General features: G+C 54.0%; 19 protein-coding genes. 12 read left to right on the top strand and 7 right to left on the bottom strand.

Annotation, left to right across the window (positions count from 1 at the left end; all coding sequences use genetic code 11):
* Positions 1 to 20 precede the first annotated feature (20 nt).
* Positions 21 to 1313 carry a DUF445 domain-containing protein gene (locus ACFPLB_RS08425; RefSeq protein ID WP_378228913.1) on the bottom strand — a complete coding sequence of 431 codons (1293 nt, stop codon included), beginning with the start codon at positions 1311 to 1313 and terminating at the stop codon, positions 21 to 23.
* A gap of 140 nt (positions 1314 to 1453) precedes the next feature.
* Between ACFPLB_RS08425 and speB the strand changes: the two genes are divergently transcribed.
* Both speB and argC read left to right on the top strand, forming a co-directional pair.
* Positions 1454 to 2431 carry an agmatinase gene (gene speB, locus ACFPLB_RS08420; RefSeq protein WP_378228912.1) on the top strand — a complete coding sequence of 326 codons (978 nt, stop codon included), beginning with the start codon at positions 1454 to 1456 and terminating at the stop codon, positions 2429 to 2431.
* A gap of 57 nt (positions 2432 to 2488) precedes the next feature.
* On the top strand, positions 2489 to 3421 hold the full coding sequence (argC, locus tag ACFPLB_RS08415; protein ID WP_378228911.1) for an N-acetyl-gamma-glutamyl-phosphate reductase: 933 nt from the start codon (positions 2489 to 2491) through the stop codon (positions 3419 to 3421).
* Between the two features lie 175 nt (positions 3422 to 3596).
* Here argC and ACFPLB_RS08410 read toward each other — a convergent pair whose 3' ends face one another.
* Positions 3597 to 4688: a COX15/CtaA family protein gene (locus tag ACFPLB_RS08410; protein ID WP_378228910.1), complete on the bottom strand. Its 1092-nt coding sequence runs from the start codon at positions 4686 to 4688 to the stop codon at positions 3597 to 3599.
* Between the two features lie 249 nt (positions 4689 to 4937).
* On the opposite strand from ACFPLB_RS08410, the gene ACFPLB_RS08405 reads away from it, so the two are divergent.
* Complete coding sequence (locus ACFPLB_RS08405) at positions 4938 to 5153, top strand: DUF2842 domain-containing protein (RefSeq protein ID WP_378228909.1); 216 nt, start codon at positions 4938 to 4940, stop codon at positions 5151 to 5153.
* Here the strand turns inward: ACFPLB_RS08405 and ACFPLB_RS08400 are convergent.
* On the bottom strand, positions 5150 to 6991 hold the full coding sequence (locus tag ACFPLB_RS08400; RefSeq protein WP_378228908.1) for a L,D-transpeptidase family protein: 1842 nt from the start codon (positions 6989 to 6991) through the stop codon (positions 5150 to 5152). The genes ACFPLB_RS08405 and ACFPLB_RS08400 overlap by 4 nt on opposite strands.
* Entirely contained in the window at positions 6988 to 7344 is a 357-nt protein-coding gene (locus ACFPLB_RS08395) for a gamma-butyrobetaine hydroxylase family protein (RefSeq protein ID WP_378228907.1), read from the bottom strand. The genes ACFPLB_RS08400 and ACFPLB_RS08395 overlap by 4 nt, the downstream gene beginning before the upstream one ends.
* 179 nt (positions 7345 to 7523) lie before the next feature.
* Here ACFPLB_RS08395 and moaA point away from each other — a divergent pair, with 179 nt between their 5' ends.
* From moaA to ACFPLB_RS08365, 6 genes are all read left to right on the top strand, one after another.
* Positions 7524 to 8519, top strand: a complete 996-nt coding sequence (gene moaA, locus ACFPLB_RS08390) for a GTP 3',8-cyclase MoaA (protein ID WP_378228906.1) — start codon at positions 7524 to 7526, stop codon at positions 8517 to 8519.
* A 59-nt stretch (positions 8520 to 8578) separates the two neighbouring features.
* Positions 8579 to 9196 carry a molybdenum cofactor guanylyltransferase MobA gene (mobA, locus tag ACFPLB_RS08385; RefSeq protein WP_378228905.1) on the top strand — a complete coding sequence of 206 codons (618 nt, stop codon included), beginning with the start codon at positions 8579 to 8581 and terminating at the stop codon, positions 9194 to 9196.
* Positions 9193 to 9705: a molybdopterin-guanine dinucleotide biosynthesis protein B gene (gene mobB / locus ACFPLB_RS08380; RefSeq protein WP_378228904.1), complete on the top strand. Its 513-nt coding sequence runs from the start codon at positions 9193 to 9195 to the stop codon at positions 9703 to 9705. The genes mobA and mobB overlap by 4 nt, the downstream gene beginning before the upstream one ends.
* A 130-nt stretch (positions 9706 to 9835) precedes the next feature.
* A complete protein-coding gene (locus tag ACFPLB_RS08375; RefSeq protein ID WP_378228903.1) occupies positions 9836 to 10549 on the top strand; it encodes an ABC transporter permease in 714 nt (237 codons plus the stop codon).
* Positions 10546 to 11364, top strand: a complete 819-nt coding sequence (locus tag ACFPLB_RS08370; RefSeq protein WP_378228902.1) for an ABC transporter permease — start codon at positions 10546 to 10548, stop codon at positions 11362 to 11364. The genes ACFPLB_RS08375 and ACFPLB_RS08370 overlap by 4 nt, the downstream gene beginning before the upstream one ends.
* 217 nt (positions 11365 to 11581) lie before the next feature.
* A complete protein-coding gene (locus ACFPLB_RS08365) occupies positions 11582 to 12085 on the top strand; it encodes an Lrp/AsnC family transcriptional regulator (RefSeq protein ID WP_378228901.1) in 504 nt (167 codons plus the stop codon).
* 71 nt (positions 12086 to 12156) lie between these two features.
* Here ACFPLB_RS08365 and ppx read toward each other — a convergent pair whose 3' ends face one another.
* Positions 12157 to 13668, bottom strand: a complete 1512-nt coding sequence (ppx, locus tag ACFPLB_RS08360; RefSeq protein ID WP_378228900.1) for an exopolyphosphatase — start codon at positions 13666 to 13668, stop codon at positions 12157 to 12159.
* Positions 13668 to 15869, bottom strand: a complete 2202-nt coding sequence (locus ACFPLB_RS08355; protein WP_378228899.1) for an RNA degradosome polyphosphate kinase — start codon at positions 15867 to 15869, stop codon at positions 13668 to 13670. The genes ppx and ACFPLB_RS08355 overlap by 1 nt, the downstream gene beginning before the upstream one ends.
* 163 nt (positions 15870 to 16032) lie before the next feature.
* On the opposite strand from ACFPLB_RS08355, the gene ACFPLB_RS08350 reads away from it, so the two are divergent.
* Together ACFPLB_RS08350 and ACFPLB_RS08345 are read left to right on the top strand one after the other, a co-directional pair.
* Positions 16033 to 16278, top strand: a complete 246-nt coding sequence (locus ACFPLB_RS08350; RefSeq protein ID WP_378228947.1) for a zinc-finger domain-containing protein — start codon at positions 16033 to 16035, stop codon at positions 16276 to 16278.
* Between the two features lie 21 nt (positions 16279 to 16299).
* Positions 16300 to 17511: an FAD-dependent monooxygenase gene (locus ACFPLB_RS08345; protein WP_378228898.1), complete on the top strand. Its 1212-nt coding sequence runs from the start codon at positions 16300 to 16302 to the stop codon at positions 17509 to 17511.
* Positions 17512 to 17591: 80 nt separating this feature from the next.
* Here ACFPLB_RS08345 and mutL read toward each other — a convergent pair whose 3' ends face one another.
* Positions 17592 to 19391, bottom strand: coding sequence for a DNA mismatch repair endonuclease MutL (gene mutL / locus ACFPLB_RS08340; RefSeq protein WP_378228897.1), 1800 nt, complete (start codon positions 19389 to 19391; stop codon positions 17592 to 17594).
* Positions 19392 to 19713: 322 nt separating this feature from the next.
* Here mutL and ACFPLB_RS08335 point away from each other — a divergent pair, with 322 nt between their 5' ends.
* Complete coding sequence (locus ACFPLB_RS08335) at positions 19714 to 21282, top strand: trimethylamine methyltransferase family protein (protein ID WP_378228896.1); 1569 nt, start codon at positions 19714 to 19716, stop codon at positions 21280 to 21282.
* Positions 21283 to 21406: the final 124 nt, after the last annotated feature.

Genomic DNA, 21406 nt, shown 5'->3' with positions numbered 1-21406 from the left:
AAAAATTTCCAGTCACGCGATTACGACAAAAATACTTTTTCAAACCCATAAAGCGCAACACCGGCAATGCCGCCGACAATCATGCCGTTGAAACGTATATATTGCAGGTCCTTGCCGATATTGATTTCAATCAGCCATGTTAACTGGGTCAGATCCCAGCGCTTGACCTGATCGGCGATAAAGGCAGACACACCACTTTTCTGGCTTTCCACAAAACCGGAAAGCGCCACCACAAAACCGGCATTCATATCTGCCCTAACCTTTGGATCACGCGCCAGATGCTGGCCGATGGCAACAAACATGCCGGTCAGATGCGCCTGAATTGCCGTATTTCTGCCCTTGCCCCCCTCTTCGATAAAGGCGCGCAGGCTGTTCCACATCAGATCGATGATCCCGCGCATTTCAGGCCGCATCAGCAAATCATGTTTCAGCTTTTCGGCACGGCGCGCATAATCTTCCGAGGTTTTCAATTCTTCAATGAAACCCTGCACAAAACGGTCGAACTCCTCACGCAGCGGGTGGTCGGGATCCTCATTGACATCTTTCAGCAAGGAGGCGGCGGAAGCTGTAATTTTGTTCAAAAGATAGGCATCGGCGCGGAACATGTTGAAAATGCTGGGAAGTTCCTCATGTATCTTATCGCGCATGGCGACAAGGGTCTTTTCATCAGAAAGCAGGCCGGAAAGCGCACGCACAATCTCATCAAACAGTTTTTGATGCCCCCGATCATGCGTAAAGGTGGATAAAAGCTCGGCGGCAAGGGGCGCTGCGGGCAATTTTTCAAGTTCGGCCCGCACATGTTCGCCAATAAAATTGCGCAAGCCCGATTGCTCGATGGCTGTCAGCATTCGCGGCATCAGGCGCTCGACGAATCGCGACAGACCGGCAGCACGCTTCTCATCTGCCAGCCAGTCGGCAACTTGTGCAGAAAAATCGGCCTGCCGCAATTTTTCACGCACCGGGCCGGGCGCCAGAAAATTCACCTCGATGAAATGGCCCAGATTATCTGCAATGCGGGTTTGATTGGCCGGAATAATAGCCGTATGCGGGATCGGCAGGCCAAGCGGACGCCGAAACAGCGCCACCACCGCATACCAGTCCGCCAGCCCGCCAATGGTTGCAGCTTCGGCAAATGCGGCCACCACACCCATGACCGGATAGGTTTTTTCCAAAATTCTGGCGATGGCAAACAAGGCAACACAACACACCAAGGCGGCAGCGGCCATAAACTTCACCCGCCGCAGTGCTGCAATTTTTGCCTGGTCTTCAAGCGTTCGATTATCGTGCCCGGCGGTCGCTGTTAATTTTGCCATTCACAATCAGCCTGTTTGATTCGCACCATATTATCGACAATGTGACTTTGCGCAGTCATTGCATTTAACTGTCGTGGTGCTGGCAAGTTGCCCCATGTTTCTATAGGTGTTTGCACAATACGCACGTTCCAGGAGCGACCATGCCTGCCAGAACCCCCGCCAAAACAATTGACCATGCCTTTACGGCACGCACCATGCATGGCGCAGCCTCTGATCCGACCTATGCCGGAGCCCTTTCTTTCATGCGCCGCCGCTACACCAAAAATGTGGCAGGCGCGGACGCCATTGTCTGGGGCGTTCCCTTTGATGCGGCCGTCACCAACCGGCCCGGTGCGCGCTTTGGGCCACAGGCCATTCGCCGCGCCTCGGCCATTTTGGACAATGATCCGCAATATCCGTTTTCGCGTGATCTGTTTGAAAACCTTGCCGTTGTCGATTATGGCGACTGTCTGCTCGATAGCGGCAATCACAACAAGACACCGGCAATAATTGAGCGAGAAGCGGCAAAGCTCCTCAAATCCGGGGCTTTTTTACTGACGCTTGGTGGCGATCATTTTATCACATGGCCGCTGCTTAAAGCCCATGCGGCCATTCACGGCCCGCTGGCGCTGGTGCAGTTTGACGCTCATCAGGACACATGGCCTGATGATGGCAGGCGCATTGACCATGGCTCCTTTGTCGGCCGTGCCGTCAAGCAAGGCATTATTGACCCTGACCATTCAATTCAGATCGGCATCCGCACCCACGCTCCTGATACTTTCGGCATCAAAATCTTACATGGTCATGAGGTGGAAGAAATGCGCGCTGCCGACATTGCCGGGGCGATTGTCGAGCGCACCGGTGGCTGTAAAACCTATCTTACTTTCGATATAGATTGCCTTGATCCTGCCTTTGCTCCGGGAACCGGAACGCCAGTGGCCGGTGGCCCCTCTTCAGCGCGGATGCTTTCGGTGCTGCGTCAACTTGGTCAGGTCAATATTGTCGGAGCCGACATTGTAGAGGTTGCACCAGCCTATGACCATGCCGATATTACAGCTATAGCCGCTTCAATGATCGCCATGAACTATCTTGGCCTTCTGGCCGAGCGCAAAGCCAGAGCAGACAAGCAGCATCCATAACAACCACTATGGGCCAGGCTTTTTAAGTTTAGCCCCACATGCAGGCAGACAATTGGAATGAAACCGAAAATCTTCATTGATGGCGAACATGGCACGACCGGGCTCCAGATCCGCACGCTGCTGGCCGAGCGCAGCGATCTGGACATTATTTCGGTGCCGGTTGAACGCCGCAAGGAAACCGAAGCGCGGGCCGAATATCTCAATGCCGCCGACATCGCCATTTTATGCCTGCCCGACGATGCCGCTCGCGAAAGTGTGTCGCTGATTGACAATGACACAACGCGCGTCATCGACGCTTCGACTGCGCATCGCATTGCCGATGGCTGGGACTATGGCTTTGCTGAAATGGACAAGGGCCAGTCAGGGCGTATTGCTGCCGCCAAACGGGTTGCCAACCCCGGCTGCTGGCCGCAGGGGCCGATTGCCACGCTGCGGCCGCTGATTGATGCGGGCCTGCTGCCAGCCGATTTTCCGGTGACGATCAATGGCATTACCGGCTATTCCGGCGGCGGGCGCACCATGATCGAGGATTATGAGGCGCAAGGCAAAAACGCCTGCGAGTTTTTGCCTTACGGGCTTTCACTCCAGCACAAGCACATCCCTGAGATCAGAACCTATGGACGGCTTGCCCGCGACCCGATGCTGCAACCGGCCATCGGCAATTTTGCACAGGGCATGATCACCATTGTGCCGCTGCAACTGGGCACACTGGATCATGTTCCAAGCGGCGCACAGCTTCATGCAGCCCTTGCCGACCATTATGCAGCCATTGCCGGTTCCGTGGTTGAGGTTGCGCCTTATGAGCAGGTCGAGCGCGTGCCTGACATTGATCCTGAGCGCTATAATGGCACCAACCGCATGAAGCTTCATGTCTTTGCCAATGACAAGCGGGCACAGGCTTTGCTGATTGCCGTCTATGACAATCTCGGCAAGGGGGCCTCAGGGGCAGCCGTGCAAAATCTGGGCCTGATGATCGGCAAGGGTTTTTAACCACAGGCTGAATTTTCTTTTGCTTTTTCAAACAATCAGGACGCGGCTGTCATTTAGAGCGCCGTGCGTCCAATCGGACGCACAAAGGACGCTCTAACACTTTGAATAAGCATCGGAATAATCCGAAAACCGATTCCACTTTTCGGTCCGATGCTCTAGCCGCGCCCTGAAACTTTTATGCAAGCACTCTTGCCTCGCCCGGCAGCGGGTAGGCACCCTTGGTTCCACGCCAATGCGCGGCTGCAAAACCCAGCACCACCAGCGCAAAGCCCTGATGGGTCAGCCCCAGATGAAGCGGCACCTGCATGACCAGCGTGGCAATGCCGATCACCGCCTGGACCAGCACCAGAATGAACAGGAATACGGCGCGGCGCGCATGGGTTGTACCCGGAAATTTTCGGCCCGTTGAAATCATGTGCAATGCGGCCACAACAAACAGCGTATAGGCGCCGATGCGATGGATAAATTGCACTGTTTTGGGGCTTTCAAAGAAATTGCGCCATAGCGGCTCGATCACAAACAGATCGCCGGGTATGATGCGCCCATCCATCAGCGGCCATGTCGTGTAGCTCAAGCCCGCATGCAGCCCCGCAACAAGCCCGCCAAGATAAATCTGGATCATCGTCAGCAGCACCAGAATGCCAGCCATGCGCTGCGTGGCGCGATCTGCCTCTGCTTGTGAGTGGGGCGCCAATCCGCGCGCAACAACCATGGTGGCCATGAAAATCAGTGCCGCAAGGGTCAGATGCGTTGCCAGCCGGTACTGGCTGACATTGACACGCTCACTCAAGCCCGAAACCACCATCCACCAGCCAATAGCCCCTTGCAAACCGCCAAGCGCCAGAATGCCGATCAGTTTGGGCATCAACCCTGTTTCGATCCGGCGCGTGGCCCAGAAGAAAACCAGCGGAATGGCAAAGACAAAGCCGACGCCACGCGCCAGAAGGCGATGGCCCCATTCCCACCAGAAAATGAACTGGAATTGCGACAGGCTCATGCCGTGATTGAGTTGTTCATATTGCGGAATTTGCTGATATTTCAGGAATTCCTCCTGCCACTCAAGCGCATTGAGCGGTGGGATGATGCCATGGATCGGCTTCCATTCGGTGATCGACAGGCCAGAGCCGGTCATGCGTGTAGCCCCACCGACAAGGATGAGCGCAAATAAAACAATCAAAATACAATAGAGCCAGTAACGCACCTGCGCCCGGTTTCTCAAAAGACGCTTCTTGTCAGGCAAAGATGATGCGTAATCAGTGGCAGCCATTGCATTCTCCAGCAACAAAGCGTCGGATAGAGCATTTTGTGAGTACAGATGGCATCATCTGGCTTCGAACAAATGCGGCTAAAACAAGAGCTTAGAGCATTTTATCTGTTTTTCGTGAAAACAGGAAATGCTCTAGGTGGACCATGGACACTGTACTGGCAAGAGCGCATGGCGCGGCACGCCGTCGCGCCGGTCAGGCTTGCGCCCACCGCGCTCAGGCCCTATTCGGGAACAGAAAAGGGATAAAACATGCCGGTGCGTCTTAAAAAACTGATCGGAACGATCCTGCTGGTGCTGCTTGTCGTGGTCTATTCCATTCTGGCCACGCTGATTGCTGTCGCCCAGCTTTCGCAATCCGGCCCGATCACCCAATTGCTGTTTTTCCTGATTGGCGGGCTGATCTGGATTTTGCCCGCCATGCTGATCATCAAATGGATGGTCGGTGAACCAAAGAAGAATAGCTAACTCGCAGGCGAACGCACCGCTTCGGTTGCTGCGATTGCCTGTTGCAGGCGCTCGTCACGCCGATAGATATCGCCAAAATACTCTATTGTGCCCGCCATATCCGGCCAGGCGGTGAAATAGGCCACATAGACCGGAACCCGGCGCGTCACTTTTTCGGTGGAATGGCCTTTCGCGATTTTGTCCGCCACATGATCAATACTGGTGCCCAGCACGGCTGCCGCCATGCCGCGCGGGTCCTGCAAACGCACACAGCCATGGCTTAAAGCCCGCACATCACGCTGGAAATAGGCTTTTTGCGGCGTGTCATGCATGTAAATGGCATGTTTATTCGGAAACAGGATTTTTAATTCGCCCAGCGCATTGGCCTCGCTCGGCGTCTGACGCACATTAAACGGCACCCTGCCGCTATATTGCGCCCAGTTGATCGAGGAGGACGCAATGCGCTTGCCTTTGGAATCGGTCACTTCATATCCGGCCCGGTCGAGATAACCCGGATCCTTATGCAGCCTTGGCAGCATTTCATTGACAATGATGGATTGCGGCACGCCCCAGTAAGGGTTGTAGTCCACCTGCTTGATCTCGTCATAAAAGAAACTGGTCTGATTGCTGACACTGCCAATGACGGTGCGTGTTTTCAGTTTTTCCTCACCGCCTTCAATATAGCTTGCGGTAAAAGCCGGTTGGTTGATGAAAACACGAGGACTGCCAAGGTCAGACGGCAACCAGCGGAGCTGCTCCATGGCAATGCGCAGTTTTTCCAATCTGGCGGCCTTCGTTTCACCAGCCAATACAGCAATTGTGCGCGGCCCAATCACACCATCGGGGTTGAGACCGGATTTTTCCTGCACATCTTTAATAAGAGGCACCAGATCAGGCTCATAGATCTCGCTTTGCGAAAGGCGCAGCAAGACCTCGCCATGGCTCGTGCGTAGCGCATCATCAAGATCGCGCTGAATAAGCGTCAGCAATTTTGGCAGTTCGGGGCTGGATTGCCCCGGCTTCAACAGCAATTTGGGGTCTATGACAATATCGTTTTCAGCCTGCGTCTCCAGAGCGCCAAGCTCAGCGCGCAAAGCCTCATATTCTGCATTTTGCGGATGGCGCGATTCCAGATAGGCGCTGACCTGTCCGGTATGTGCCAGAATATCCAGTACGCCGGTCAGGTTGATCGGCTTTTTTGGAAAATCATAATAGGCAGAAATTTTATTCGGGCGGATACGGCCCTGCCGTGCATCGCGCACATAACGCAGCACCCGTGCCGATAAAGCCATTTCAAAACGGATCAGATCATCAACTGTTGCACCCTGCCCTGTATCCGGTCTTTCCACCAGATAATCGGCAGGCAAAAATCCATGGCTGGAGGCTTGCGCCAATACAGCCATGGCCTGCCCGGCCTTGGCAGCTACAGCACCGTTCTCAACCCAGATGAATTCAGGACGGGCCAGATAATATTTTATCAGCGCTTCCGCAATTTCCGGCTCGGCCAGAAGCTGAAAACTGTCCAGCCCGGCCAGCGATTTTTGAAAAGCACCCTGCTGTTCTAGCGCTGTAAAGGCAGCATTTTGCGGCTGCGCCATCAGGCTTGTAAAATCAACGCGCGTAAGACTGTCCGGCTTGTAGGTGTTATAGCTGGGTGCTGAAATCTTCTTGATTGGAGCCGCCACTTTTGGCTTGGGCGGTGGTGGAAACTCGCCCCGAGGCGCAAAATTTTTCCTGGTTGAGCCACCAAACAATATGTCCATAAGATTTTGGGCGCTTGCTGGCTGAGCGCTCAACGCAAGCCCGCCTGCCAGAAAGAAAACGGATGTTAACTGCGCGGCATTTTTCAATGATGTCATCTTCTGTCCCGGCTTTTCCCCTGCTGCGCCAATTCATCCAGATAGGCTTGCCAGAGCGTTTCCTTTTCCGCCCCAAGCTGACGTAAATAAACCCAGGTAAAAATTCCGGTATCATGAAAATCGTCAAAGGCAATGCGCACCGCGTAATTGCCGACCGGGTCGATCTTCATGATGGTCACGTCACGCTTGCCCGGCACGGTTATGCGTTGCTCGGCTGAATGCCCCTGCACTTCAGCCGAGGGTGAGAGCACACGCAGCATTTCTGCCGTCAGATCAATCGGCGCCTGACCGGGAAAAGTGACAGTCAACAGCTTGCGATCTTTTGAAACGCGCAATTCGCTGGGCGATGTCATGGCGTCATCCTGTCATTTACGTCCATCATGATCATACAGCATATGCGGCGCGCGTGGGATAGCCATGCCGCACAAGAGCGGCAATTCGTCTTGAACAAGGGCACGCTTCACATCACATAATGATATAGAGTGCGTATAAGTTTAAAAAGCCGGACTGTTCGGCGAATAGGGAATTCGCAATGGATATGATCGACCCCTTCGGTCGCGCCATCACTTATTTACGGGTTTCGGTAACCGATCGATGCGACTTTCGTTGTGTTTACTGCATGGCGGAAAACATGACCTTTCTACCCAGAAAAGACCTGCTTTCGCTGGAGGAGCTGGATCGCCTCTGCACCGCCTTCATCAACAAGGGTGTGCGCAAATTACGCCTTACAGGTGGCGAGCCGCTGGTTCGCAAAAACATCATGCATCTGGTGCATGAACTGTCGCGTCATCTGAAAAGCGGTGCGCTGGAAGAACTGACGCTGACCACCAATGGCTCGCAGCTTCAGCGTTTTGCTCAGGAACTGGCTGATGCTGGCGTGCGCCGTATCAATGTCTCGCTTGATACGCTTGATCCTGAAAAGTTCCATGCCATCACGCGCTGGGGCCATCTCGACAAGGTTTTAGCCGGTATTGATGCAGCTTTGACTGCCGGTCTTAAAATCAAGATCAATGCGGTGGCGCTGCGCGGCTTCAATGATCAGGAAATTCCCGACATGCTGCGCTGGGCGCATGGGCAAGGCATGGACATGACGGTGATCGAGACCATGCCTATGGGCGAGATCGACACAGACCGCACCGACCAATATCTGCCGCTTTCCCTGTTGCGCTCGCAGCTTGAGCGGCAATTTACGCTGACCGACATTCCTTATAAGACCGGCGGCCCTGCCCGCTATGTCGAAATAGCGGAAACCGGCGGGCGTCTGGGTTTTATCACGCCGATGACCCATAATTTCTGCGAAAGCTGCAATCGCGTGCGCCTGACCTGCACCGGAACGCTTTATATGTGTCTGGGGCAGGAAGATGCTGCCGACCTGCGCGCGCCTTTACGCGCCTCCGAAGGCGATGAATTGCTGTCAAAAGCCATTGATGAGGCTATCGCACGCAAGCCCAAGGGGCATGACTTTATCATCGACAGACTCACCAACCGTCCCTCCGTCTCGCGCCATATGAGTGTAACCGGCGGCTGATGTGATTTTTTGAATTTTTTGAATTTTTTATTTTTTAAAGAGCATATGAGAGAGGACATATGCACCATACCATTGCCGGGCTGATTGTCGCTGGCGGCCTGTCAAGCCGCATGGGCGGTGGTGACAAATCCTTGCTGGAACTGGACGAAAAGCCGATCCTCGATCACATCATCTCCCGCCTCCAGCCACAGGTCCACACGCTTGCCCTGAACGCCAATGGCAAGGCAAGCCGCTTTGCTGCCTATGGGCTGCCGATCCTGCCCGACACGTTGCCCGATTTTCCCGGCCCTCTGGCCGGGGTTCTGGCCGGGCTGGACTGGATGGAAACGCAAACGCGGCATCAGTTTCTGGCAACCGTCGCCAGCGACACGCCGTTCCTGCCGCATGATCTGGTTCACCGGCTTTTTGCTGCAAAAACTGACAATCCTCAGACCATCATCCTTGCCGGTTCCAATGGCCGTCAACATCCTGTTTTTGCCCTGTGGCCAGCAGGCTTGTCGGGTGAATTGCGAAATTATCTGCAAGCAGGTCACAGAAAAATGTTTGATTTCATTGCGGCAAAACCATTCATTACGGTCGAATTTGCTGCCCAAAACGGGCTTGATCCGTTCTTCAACATCAATACGCCTGCCGATCTGGCTGCCGCCCTGCCTTTCATCCGGGAAGATCGCGCATGAAAAATCAGCGAATCTTTGGCATTACCGGCTGGAAAAATTCAGGAAAAACAACCCTTGTCGAGCGCCTTGTCAAGGAACTGGTTGCCCGCAAATGGACGGTTTCAACCGTCAAACATGCCCATCATGATTTTGACATTGACCAGCAAGGCACGGACAGTTTTCGACATCGGCAGGCAGGAGCCGGCGAAGTCGCCATCGTATCGCCCCGGCGCTGGGCGCTGATGCACGAGTTGGCGGGCAAGCCCGAGCCTGCCCTTGACGAAATTCTCACCCATCTGGCGCCTTGCGACATTGTACTGGTCGAAGGTTACAAAAATGAGCCGCATCTCAAAATAGAGGTGCGCAGGCGTGAGGCGCGCGAGCATAGCCATCTTTCATTGCGTGATTCCCGTATCATTGCAGTGGCTTGCGATTATCCCCAACCGGATGAAACCTTGCCGGTATTTGATATTGATGACATCAAGGCCCTTGCCGATTTTATCGAGTTTTCAACAAAGCTGGGTAGTTAGCGCCTGAAAATGCGGTTTGCAGTTGCTTTTCAGGCAAAAACAATATGCGTTGAAGACATGATCTGATTCCGCAGACGCGAAACTGAAAAATTGCAATCTGCTTCAAGGTTCGGAAAAACAAGACGGAGTAGTGCAGAGCGTGTGGTCGCTGCTGAGTTGGGGATCTGAAGGCTGGCTGGATGAGATCGCCTATGGCATTTTCATTACTGTCAGTCTGGCTTTGGCCACGCTGCCAGCCGGTCTGCTTATCGGCTTCCTGATTGCCGTGGCAAAACAGTCGCAAGAGCGCTCCTTAAGGCTGGCTGCAGATATTTACACCACTATTTTTCGCGGTCTGCCGGAACTTCTGACACTGTTTCTGGTGTTTTACGGGGCCCAGATCGGCATTCAGCAGGCCATCCGGCTTTTCAGCCCCAACGCCACCGTTGAAGTCAACAGCTTCGTTTCAGGCATGATCGCGCTTGGTGTCGTGTTTTCTTCCTATGCCAGCGAAGTATTCCTGTCTGCCTTCAGGGCTATCCCTCAGGGCCAGTATGAGGGCGGTCACGCTATTGGCCTGTCCAGATTTCAAACCCTGCGACTTGTCGTGCTGCCCCAACTCATGCGCATAGCTTTACCCGGCCTTGCAAATCTATGGCTGATCCTGCTGAAGGATACGGCTCTGGTTTCCGCCATCGGCCTGACGGATATATTGCGCCAGGCCAGTGTTGCGGCCCGGGTCAGCAAGCAGGCTTTCCTGTTCTTCGGCTTTGCCACGCTCATCTATCTTGCGCTGGCGATTTTATCGTCAATCGGCATTGGCCTGATCGAACGCCGCCTGAATAAACAGGGGGCCTCACGATGAGTGCAGTCAAGGATATGCCACCTCCGCCGCTGCCACCACGCGGCTGGTCACGTGAACGCCTTATTGGCTATACGCTGATTTTCTTATGGATGCTGGCGCTTGGCGGCCTCGCCTCCTACATGGTTGGCGCATGGAACGCGGACATGTTCTGGAAATATGCGCCCAGTTATGTGTCAGGCGTATGGGTAACGATCAAGCTGGTGGTCATTTCGATCATCATCGGTGCGGTGATTTCAATTCCGGTTGCCTATGGCCGCATGTCCCAAAACCCGATCATTTCCTGGATTGCCTATATTTATGTGTATTTCTTTCGCGGCACACCACTGCTGGCGCAGGCATTCCTTGTCTATTACGGCTTTGGATCCTTTCGCCCGCAACTCGACGCCATTGGTTTGTGGAGTTTTTTCCGTGACGCCTTCAATTGCGCGCTGTTTGCATTTTCGCTGAACACTGCCGCCTATCAGGCTGAAATCCTGCGTGGCGCGATACAAGGCGTAGCAAAGGGCCAGTGGGAGGGGGCCGAATCTCTGGGGCTTTCCCGCCTGGTCACATTGCGCAAGATCATCCTCCCACAAGCCTTGATCATTGCTTTAAGACCTTACGGCAATGAATTGATTTTAATGATCAAAGGATCAGCCATCGTTGCCATTATAACAGTCTATGATCTGATGGGAATCACGCGCCTGACCTATTCGCGCACATTTGATTTTCAGGCTTATTTGTGGGCAGCCATCATCTATCTGATGATTGTGGAGGCAGCGCGCCACGCGATCGACTGGGTTGAAAGACGCATCACCCGCCATCTCAAACGCTGATTTGTTTTTTACAGCCTGATCCCGAAAAGTTGCAGACTTTTTGGACAAGATCATGCGTATGAATAAAAAACCAATCCCGAAAAGTTGCAGGTTTTTCGGACAAGATCATGCAGATTAAAGAGCCTGATCCCAAAAAGCTGCAGATTTTTTTAAAATTTTCCCAGCTTGAGCAATATTCTTGCATATAGGGATATCAATAGAGTAATCATTGCAAATCATGACCATTACATTGCAAGATTCTCGTAAAAGCAATCTGGATCGTATCGACCTTGCCATTCTCGATACGCTACAGAAAGACGGGCGCATTCCCAATGCGGCTTTGGCTGAAAAAGTTGGCCTGTCCCAATCGGCCTGTTCACGGCGGCTCGACAATCTGGAGCGCTCCGGCGCCATTCGCGGCTATCACGCAAGACTGTCCAACGCAGCCCTTGGCCACCACACAACCGTGATCGTCCATATTTCACTGTCAGGCCAGTTTGAAAAAACCTTGTCCGACTTCGAGGCGGCGATCAAGCGTTGCCCCAATGTCTTGTCCTGCCATCTCATGTCGGGTGAATATGATTATATATTGCGCATCGCGGCGCGTGATCTGGCCGATTATGAGCGCATTCACAAGGAATGGCTATCGGCCATGCCCCATGTGACCCGCATCAACTCTTCCTTTGCCTTGCGCGAAGTGGTGGACCGGACCGCACTTGGCATGAAGTCAGAAATGGCATGATTAAAGCCTGTCTCTCGAATTGGGAACCAGTTTCGAGATAAAGACATGCGTAAAAACAAAGAGATAGAAATCTATTCCTCAACAGCCAGGGAGACAGGCCGTCCAAGCACCTTGCCCAGTTGCGTCACGCGCGCCGCAGGTCGCTCTCCATACAAGGCGCTTAGATTTGCAGGCAAAACAAGGGCCAGTTCACCATCCTTGCCCCTGCCCCACTTTAATTGTGGAATGATGCCCGGCATGGCTGCAGACAACAGATAGACCACCCGCATCGTGCCCGCCAGAATACGTGCGCGTTCAAGATAGCGTTCACCAGCCAGCTTTTGAATGCCAGCGGCTGAATTGCTATACAGGCCTTCATGGCGAAACATGTTTGTCATCGCCATATAGGCGCGTCCGGGGTGATCCACGCTCAGAAGTGCTGCATGTGCGATGATATTAAGCGATTGTGTGCCCCGATATTCGGGATGTGCGCGCCAGCCTATATCGGCAAGCAGGCATGTGGCTCTGCGATAGCGGGCCTCTTCGGGTGTTTCTTCTATGCCAAATTCTTCAAAAGCGGTTCCGGTCCAGTCAGCCAGTTCCCGCGCATGGGTGAATGAGCGTGAGCGCAATTGCGCCAGTTCTGCACAGGCAGCCAGCAATGGATCGGCCTCCTGCTCGGATGGCAGTAAAAGCGAATGCAGATAGCCTTCACGCACCCCTGCGGCCGAAATCACAATGCGGGCCGGCTTCATGGCGGCGATGATTTCCTTTTGCACGATAGCCCCATAAGGCAAAAGCGCACGACGCGCCTTGGACACGCCCTCAATGCCCTTCATGCGCTCAATATCACCCTTTGCCACCTGTTTGAGAAAGGGCAGGATATTTTCCATTGGCGGCTCATAATGATGCATGACATCAAGCGGATAGCCGGTTTTTTCCATATACAGGCGAGCCAGATTGCGCCAGGTTCCGCCAACGGCATAAAAGACACGCCCCTGCCCGGCCTTGAGCATATGTGCCCTGGCCACTTCCCGCCGCGCAATTTTTACCGCCTCTTCCAGATCGTTTCCGGCCATATCCTGAAGACGCAAGCCACCAAGCGGCAGGGTGATGCCGTCGCCGATCTTTTCACCCTTTATATCAGTCAGTTCCAGACTACCGCCGCCCAGATCGCCGGAAATACCGTCTGGAGAACAAAAGCTGGAAATAATGCCAAGCGCCGAATAATGCGCTTCCTGCCTGCCGCTCAATACATGAATTTCGGTGCCCAGAACCTCTTCGGCACGGCGAATGAAATCGGGGCCGTTTTCGGCCTCACGCGCAGCAGCGGTTGCCACCACATGCATATGGACAGCGCCCGCCTGATTGGACAGCGCACGAAAGCGGCGAAATTCCGCCATGGCCCGTGTAACGGCCTCAGGATCGAGCCTGCCGGTTGAAACAATGCCGCGACCAAGGCCAGCCAGCATTTTTTCGTTGAACAAAACCGTGGGCGCGCGCGCCAGCCCCTCATAGACAACGATGCGAATCGAGTTGGAACCAATGTCGATGATGGAAACCGGACGCCTGTCCTGAAGCCGGCCTTGCGAGACAGCAATCATCAGCCTTGCGTCGGAACGCTTTTCTTGCGGCGCTGAAACCGGGCGATCTGCTTTGGCGCATGAGATTTCAAGGCATCGCCACGTCCCGAAAGGCTGGGATTGGTCATGAAATACTCCTGCGCATTGAACGGCTCCTCGCCTTCTTCAAGCACCACCCGGCGCGACGTTCCATCGACCAATACTTCAAAACTCTGCTGATTGTCCACCAGATTGCCCAGCATGATCTGATCCAGAATCTGCTCATGCACAGTCGAGTTGGTGATCGGCACCATGGTTTCAACCCGGCGGTCCAGATTGCGCGGCATCAGGTCCGCCGAACTGATATAGACAATTGCCTCATCAGAAGGCAGTCCATGGCCATTGCCGAAACAATAGACGCGGCTGTGTTCCAGAAAACGCCCGACAATGGATTTGACCCGGATATTTTCCGACAATCCCGGCACCTGAGGTCGCAAGCAGCAAATACCACGCACAATCAGATCAATTTCCACACCGGCCTGGCTTGCCTCATAAAGCGCATCAATAACAACGGGATCGACAAGCGAGTTCATCTTCATCCATATGCTGCCGACACCCCCTTCGCGCACATGGCGGACTTCATCTTCAATATGCGACAGGATGCGAGTGCGCAGCGTGAAAGGAGACATGGCAAGCTGCATTTCCTCAGCCGGTTCGGCATAGCCGGTGATGAAATTGAAAACCTGCAACACATCGCTGGCAATCTGCGGGTCTGTGGTGAAAAATGACAAATCCGTATAGATACGCGCCGTGATGGGGTGATAATTTCCGGTGCCCAGATGCACATAATTGCGCATTTTTCCTTCTTCGCGCCGCACCACCAGCGACATTTTGGCATGGGTTTTCAGTTCCAGAAAACCAAACACCACCTGAACACCGGCGCGCTCAAGATCACGCGCCCAGCGAATATTGGCTTCTTCATCAAAACGCGCCTTGAGTTCAACCAGCGCGGTAACAGATTTACCCGCTTCCGCCGCATCGATCAGCGCACGTACAATGGGGCTGTCATTTGATGTGCGATAAAGTGTTTGCTTGATTGCCACAACTTCAGGATCAAGGGCTGCCTGCCGCAGAAACTGTACCACCACATCAAAAGATTCATAAGGGTGGTGAACGACAATGTCTTTTTCCTGGATGGCTGCAAAACAATCGCCCCCATGCTCGCGAATACGCTCGGGAAAGCGAGGATTATAAGGGATAAATTTAAGATCATCACGCGCCAGGCCGACAATTTCGGAAATCTGGCTGAGCGCCAGCGGCCCGTTCATGACACTGACGCGATTTCTGGCGACACCCAGTTCACTGGTTACAAATTCGCGCAGGCTTTCCGGCATATGGCTGTCAAATTCAATGCGGATGACCGAACCGCGCCGACGGCGCTTGAGAGCCGTTTCAAACAGTTGTACCAGATCTTCGGATTCTTCCTCAACCTCGATGTCACTGTCACGAATAATCTGAAACGTGCCTGATCCTCTGACTTCATAGCCGGGAAACAGACGGCCGATATAAAGGCCCACCACATCTTCCAGCAACAAAAAGCGCACATGCTTTTTCCGATCCGGCAGGCGGATATAACGCTTGAGAGCCGGCGGCAGCCGCAAAAGCGCGCTCATATCTTGGCTCTGTCTTATCTGATGCAACTGAAGCGCAATGGAAAAGCCAAGATTGGGAATGAAGGGAAAGGGATGGGCCGGATCAATCGACAAAGGTGTCAGAACCGGAAACACCTGTTCGTGAAAATACTCATCCAGCCAGGCTTTTTCATCCCGGTCGAGATCTGACACCTTGACCGTTGCAACACCTTCTTTTTCAAGAAGCCTCATCAGTTCAGCCAGCACTTTCTGCTGGTCATTTTGCAATCGCTCAATCTCGCGCAAAACCTGCTCAAGCTGCTGTTCAGGCGTTCGACCATCCGGGCTTTTCAGTGCAATGCCCTGGCGCACCTGTCCGGCAAGCCCCGCCACGCGCACCATAAAGAACTCATCAAGATTGGCCGCTGAAATCGACAGAAAACGTACCCGTTCCAGAAGCGGATGCCGTTCATTACGCGCCTCTTCCAGCACACGCCGGTTAAATTGCAGCCAGGAGAATTCACGATTGACGAAGCGGTCCGGATTACCATTTTCATCCGGGGCAATTTCGGCAGTGGTAAACTGCGCCTGTTTCGGCTTCAATTCATTCATGTTTTCAGATTTCCCTCAAGGCTTTCAATATGCAAGCCTCACCATCAGTCAACCGTATATTATACAGCATCCTTTGGCAGAGTTTTACGACAGTTTCATTTCATATGCTTGCAAAGATTCCGCTTATGATCCAAATGCAGAGGACAGTTTGAAGGAGACACGCATGGCTGGCAGCCCCATTCCCCATTTCCATAATCAACAGGGCCACGCGGCAATCGAGATCGGTGTGAAGGAATTCAAATGCGTTGGTTCCAAACCGCCTTTCGATCATCCTCATATTTATCTGGATATGGGCGAGGATGATGAAAGGGTTTGTCCTTATTGCTCCACGCTCTATCGCTACAATGCAACGCTGGCTTTTTCTCAAACCATGCCTGAGGGATGCGCCTATGTTGAGAACGCAGCCTGAGCAGGCCATGTAAAGCAAACAATGGAGCCCGTAAGCACAAAACCCGTGCTGATTGCCGGGGCAGGGATCGCCGGTCTGACACTGGCCGTTGCCCTGGCACGGCAAGGCATTGCCAGCAAGATTTTTGAACAGGCTCCACAATTACATGCCTTTGGCGCCGGACTTCAGCTTTCACCCAATGCCACACATATTCTGGCAGAGCTTGGTGTTTTGCCGCATCTGCATGATCTGGCGCTGCAACCGGACTGCGTACAACTCAAGGATGCAAAGTCACTGCGCCTTCTGGCCCGTGTGCCACTGGGAAAATTTGCACAAACGCGCTGGAACGCGCCCTATCTTGTGGCCCACCGTGCAGATTTGCAGCAAGCATTGCTGACGCAGGCTGCCGCCTCCCCCTTGATCAAACTATCAACAGGAATGCGCCTTTCCAAAATTTCAACAGGTGCACATGACAGGATCAGCGCCTGCTTTAAAGAGGAAAACGGCGCAAGCCAAACCATTGAAAGCCATTTATTGATCGGCGCCGATGGTGTCTGGTCCCAAACCCGTCAAAATATCGCTGGTGGCGCCAGCAACCGGTTCAGCGGGCAGATTGCCTGGCGCACCACCATCAGCACCGAAAGCCCTGCCGGAAAAGCATTTTGTCAGATCGCAGATATAAATTGCGTAACCGCCTTTCTGCATGGCGACTTTCATCTGGTTGCCTATCCCTTGCGTGCCGGCAGGGAAATCAATCTGGTCGCCTTTACCCCCACGGGCAAAAATGCTGTTGCCGTGACCAGTCCCGTTGTCTTGCTCGACGCCTTTGCTCATGCCTCAAACCAGCTTGCAAGGCTTGCAGAACTGGTAGAGCATTGGACCCCATGGCCGCTTAATACGGTTGATTTTACGGCAAAGTGGAGTGCGCCGGGTCTGGTGCTGATTGGCGATGCCGCTCATGCTGTTACCCCCTTTGCCGCACAAGGTGCTGCCATGGCGATAGAAGACGCTGCCCTGCTTGCCCAGATGCTGGCTCAAAATCCTGCCACCATGCCAAATGCAATTGCCTCATGGGAAGAAAGCCGCAAGACGCGCCTTGCCAGGGTTGCAAGACGCGGAGCCTTGAACAAGCTGGCGTGGAACGCCACAGGGCCTGTAGCCCTTGCCCGCAATTTTATGCTGCGCGTCAAATCACCTGAAAGCCTGGCTGCCGATCTTGACTGGCTGTATGGCTGGCGCTTGCCGCAGGTTTAAGGTTTTTTGGCTTATGGCCAAAATGAAATCATTCGGCGTCGCATAAATGCAGCTAAACAAGAGTTTAGAGCATCTGAGATTCAACGCCGGCCAAAAAGCCGTTCAATATCGGTAAGTTTCAACTCGATATAGGTCGGTCGGCCGTGATTGCAGGTGCCTGAACCCGGCGTTTCCTCCATCTGGCGCAACAGCGCATTCATTTCTTCCGGCTTGAGACGCCGTCCCGAACGCACCGAGCCATGACAGGCCATGGTCGCGGCAATCTGGTGAAGTCGCTCAAGCAATGTCTGCGTCGTCTCATGGTCGGCAATCTCATCGGCCAGATCACGCACCAATTGCTGCACATCAACCTCGCCCAGCATGGAAGGGGTTTCACGCACGGCAACGGCACCCGGCCCGAAGCGCTCCAGCCGCAAGCCAAATTGCGCAAATGTTTCAGCGTGAGAGGCAAGGCGCTCGGCATCATCAAGCGGCAGATCGACAATTTCAGGCAGCAGCAATAATTGCGAGGCAACAGGGCGTGAATGAAGCGCTGCCTTCAGCTTCTCATAAACCAGCCTTTCATGAGCGGCATGCTGGTCTACAATGATGAGTGAATCCCCGGTCTGGGCAACAATATAGTTTTCATGGATTTGAGCCCGCACGACACCAAGCGCCAGTCCTTGCAGGGCTGCATCATCCTCTTGCATGATGCTGGCGCGCATATCGGCACTGCCTGATTGTGTGCCTGAAAACACCGCCTGCCCACTCTCGGCAAAACCCTGTGGCCCCATATCAAGCGGTCTGTGCGGGGAGCGATATGGATCAAAACCTGTCATATTTTCAGGGGAGGAAGCGGGGCGGAAAGCCGCCATCATGCCAGCCGCTCCGGTGGTGGCCGGTCGGATGCCCGCCTGCGCCAAGGCTTGCCGGATCGCCCCCACAATCAGACCGCGCACCAGACCGGGATCGCGAAAGCGCACATCCGACTTTGCCGGATGAACATTCACATCCACGGTTGCGGGGTCCACACTCAGGAAAAGCACGGTAACGGCATGGCGATCGCGTGGCAGCACATCTGCATAAGCCCCCCGAATGGCCCCGGAAAACAGCTTGTCACGCACCGGCCTGCCATTGACATAGGCATATTGCTGCAAGCTATTGGCCCTTGTGTAAGAGGGTATGGAAACATAACCCTCCAGTTTCACGCCATCGCGCATCGCATCAATAGCAATGGCGTTATCGGTAAATTCACGCCCCATCACCTGTGCTGTTCGCTCAAGTCGACCATCAGGCGTATTGTCTGTCGCAGGCAGGTCGAGCGTTGAGCGGTCAGCGCCTGAAAGGGTGAAGGCCACAGCCGGAAATGCCATGGCAATGCGGCGGATCATATCGCTGGAGGCCGAGCTTTCCGCCCGTTCGCTCTTCATGAATTTCAGCCGTGCGGGTGTGGCAAAAAACAGATCCCGCACCTCCACACTGGTACCGCGATTGGCAGGTGCGGGGCGCACCGGCATGACACGCCCCCCTTCGATTTCGATGAGCGCACCATTTTCACTGTCGTGTGCGCGTGAGCGGATCGACAGACGCGCCACCGACCCGATGGACGGCAACGCCTCACCGCGAAACCCCAGCGAGCGAATATCATGAATGTCATCTGTCAATTTGGAGGTGCAGTGGCGGCCCGTTGCCAAAGGCAGTTCGCTTTCACTCATGCCCTTGCCATCATCCGTCACGCGGATGAGATTAAGGCCGCCGCCCCCGGTCACGATCTCGATACGCTTTGCCCCGGCGTCCAGCGCATTTTCCACCAGTTCCTTCACCACCGATGCGGGGCGTTCAATCACCTCACCGGCGGCAATCTGGTTGATGATGGTCTCGCTTAATTGTCGAATGCTCATGGCTCATACTAACCAGATTCTGCCTTCAGAACAAAACAGATGAAAGCAAAACGTCCCCCTCAAGAGTAATGGGTCAAATAGAAGGCGCGGCCTGACGGAATCACAAAATTTCGCATAATTTAAAATTATGCGAAGCAGCAGGTTTTTCAGGCGTTACAGGATGATAAGATCGCGTTAGCATGATATCCGCGCAAGATACTAGAGCATTTTGCAGTCAGATGGAATCATCTGACGTCGCACAAATGCGGCTAAAACAAGAGCTTAGAATGTTTCATCATGTTTCTATGAAAACAAGAAACATTCCAAGGCTCGGGAGGAGAATATGGACACTGCGGAAATCACCGGCGAGAACACAGGCCCGGCGCCTCGTCGTGAACGGGGTGGACGCCATGCAAGGCGCGAATTGCGCATGCAAGGCCCACAGGAGGCCGGTCGCCCCTATATTACACGCGCCATTCCCCCCTATGACATCCTGTCGGAAGAAAATCTCATTCGCATCGAGGACACCGCCGATCGTATTCTGGCGGAAATCGGCATCGAGTTTCGCGATGATCCTGCAGCCCTTAATATGTGGAAAAAAGCTGGCGCAAAAGTCGATGGCGTTTTAGTGAAATTTGAACCTGGCCTGTTGCGCGAGATCTTGAAGACCGCACCGGCTGAATTTACCCAACATGCCCGCAATCCGGCCTGCTCAGTACAGATCGGCGGCAAGAACATCGTGTTTTCACCGGCCTATGGTTCGCCCTTCGTCATGGATCTGGACAAGGGCCGCCGCTATGGCACGATTGAGGATTTTCGCAATTTCATCAAGCTTGCCCAGTCCTCGCCCTGGCTGCACCATTCAGGCGGCACGATTTGTGAGCCGGTGGATGTGCCGGTCAACAAGCGTCATCTGGATATGGTCTATAGCCATATCAAATATTCCGATCGCGCCTTCATGGGGTCTGTGACCTCTGAAGACCGGGCCGAAGATTCCATCGAAATGGCGCGCATCCTTTTCGGCCGTGATTTTGTCGATAAGAACTGCGTCATTCTTGGCAATGTCAATGTCAATTCACCGCTGGTGTGGGACGGCACCATGACACTGGCCCTGCGCGCCTATGCGCGCGCCAATCAGGCAGCCGTCATTGTGCCCTTCATTCTGGGCGGGGCCATGGGGCCTGTCACCAATGCGGGGGCCATTGCCCAGGCCTTAGCCGAAACCATGGCGGGCTGCGCACTCACCCAGCTTGAGCGCCCCGGTGCTCCGGTCATCTTTGGCAACTTCCTGTCGTCCATGTCGCTGCGCTCCGGCTCGCCAACTTTTGGCACGCCTGAGCCTGCAATCGGCTCACTGGTAGTGGGCCAGCTTGCAAGGCGGCTCAACCTGCCCTTGCGCTGCTCCGGCAATTTTACCACCTCCAAACTGCCGGATGCGCACGCCATGAATGAAGGCACCATGTCGATGTTGGCAGCGGTGCAATGCGGGGCCAATTTCATCCTGCACTCAGCCGGTTTTCTCGACGGGCTTTTGTCCATGTCTTATGAAAAATTCATCATGGATGCTGATTTCTGCGGGGCCTTGCACACTTATCTCGATGGTGTGAAAATCGACGACAATCAGCTTGCTCTTGAGGCCTTCCGTGAGGTCGGCCCCGGCCATCACTTCTTTGGCTCAGCCCATACGCTGGCCAATTATGAAACAGCCTTCTGGGATTCCGACATTGCCGACAATGAGCCTTATGAAAAATGGGAAGCTGCGGGCTCGACAGATGCGGCGACACGCGCCAATCTTCGTTGGAAAAAAATGCTGAATGAATACGAGGCCCCGCCCCTTGATGAGGGCATTGACGAGGCGCTGCGCGATTTCATGACCCGCCGCAAGGAGGCGATGGAGGACGCATGGTATTGAAAACGCCTGACCAAATCAGCTTTGCATAAGGGACAGGATGATGACGGTAATCCCTCCTGAAATTAAGGGTCTTCATTAGTAGAATTTTCTCGGCAAGATGTCTGAGGAGAATTTGAATGAAGAA

Origin of the sequence: Aquamicrobium segne (genome assembly GCF_042656785.1) — a bacterium.
Classification (GTDB): domain Bacteria; phylum Pseudomonadota; class Alphaproteobacteria; order Rhizobiales; family Rhizobiaceae; genus Mesorhizobium; species Mesorhizobium segne.
The sequence above is the reverse complement of the archived record's forward strand: the minus strand, read 5'-3'. Positions and strand labels throughout refer to the sequence as shown.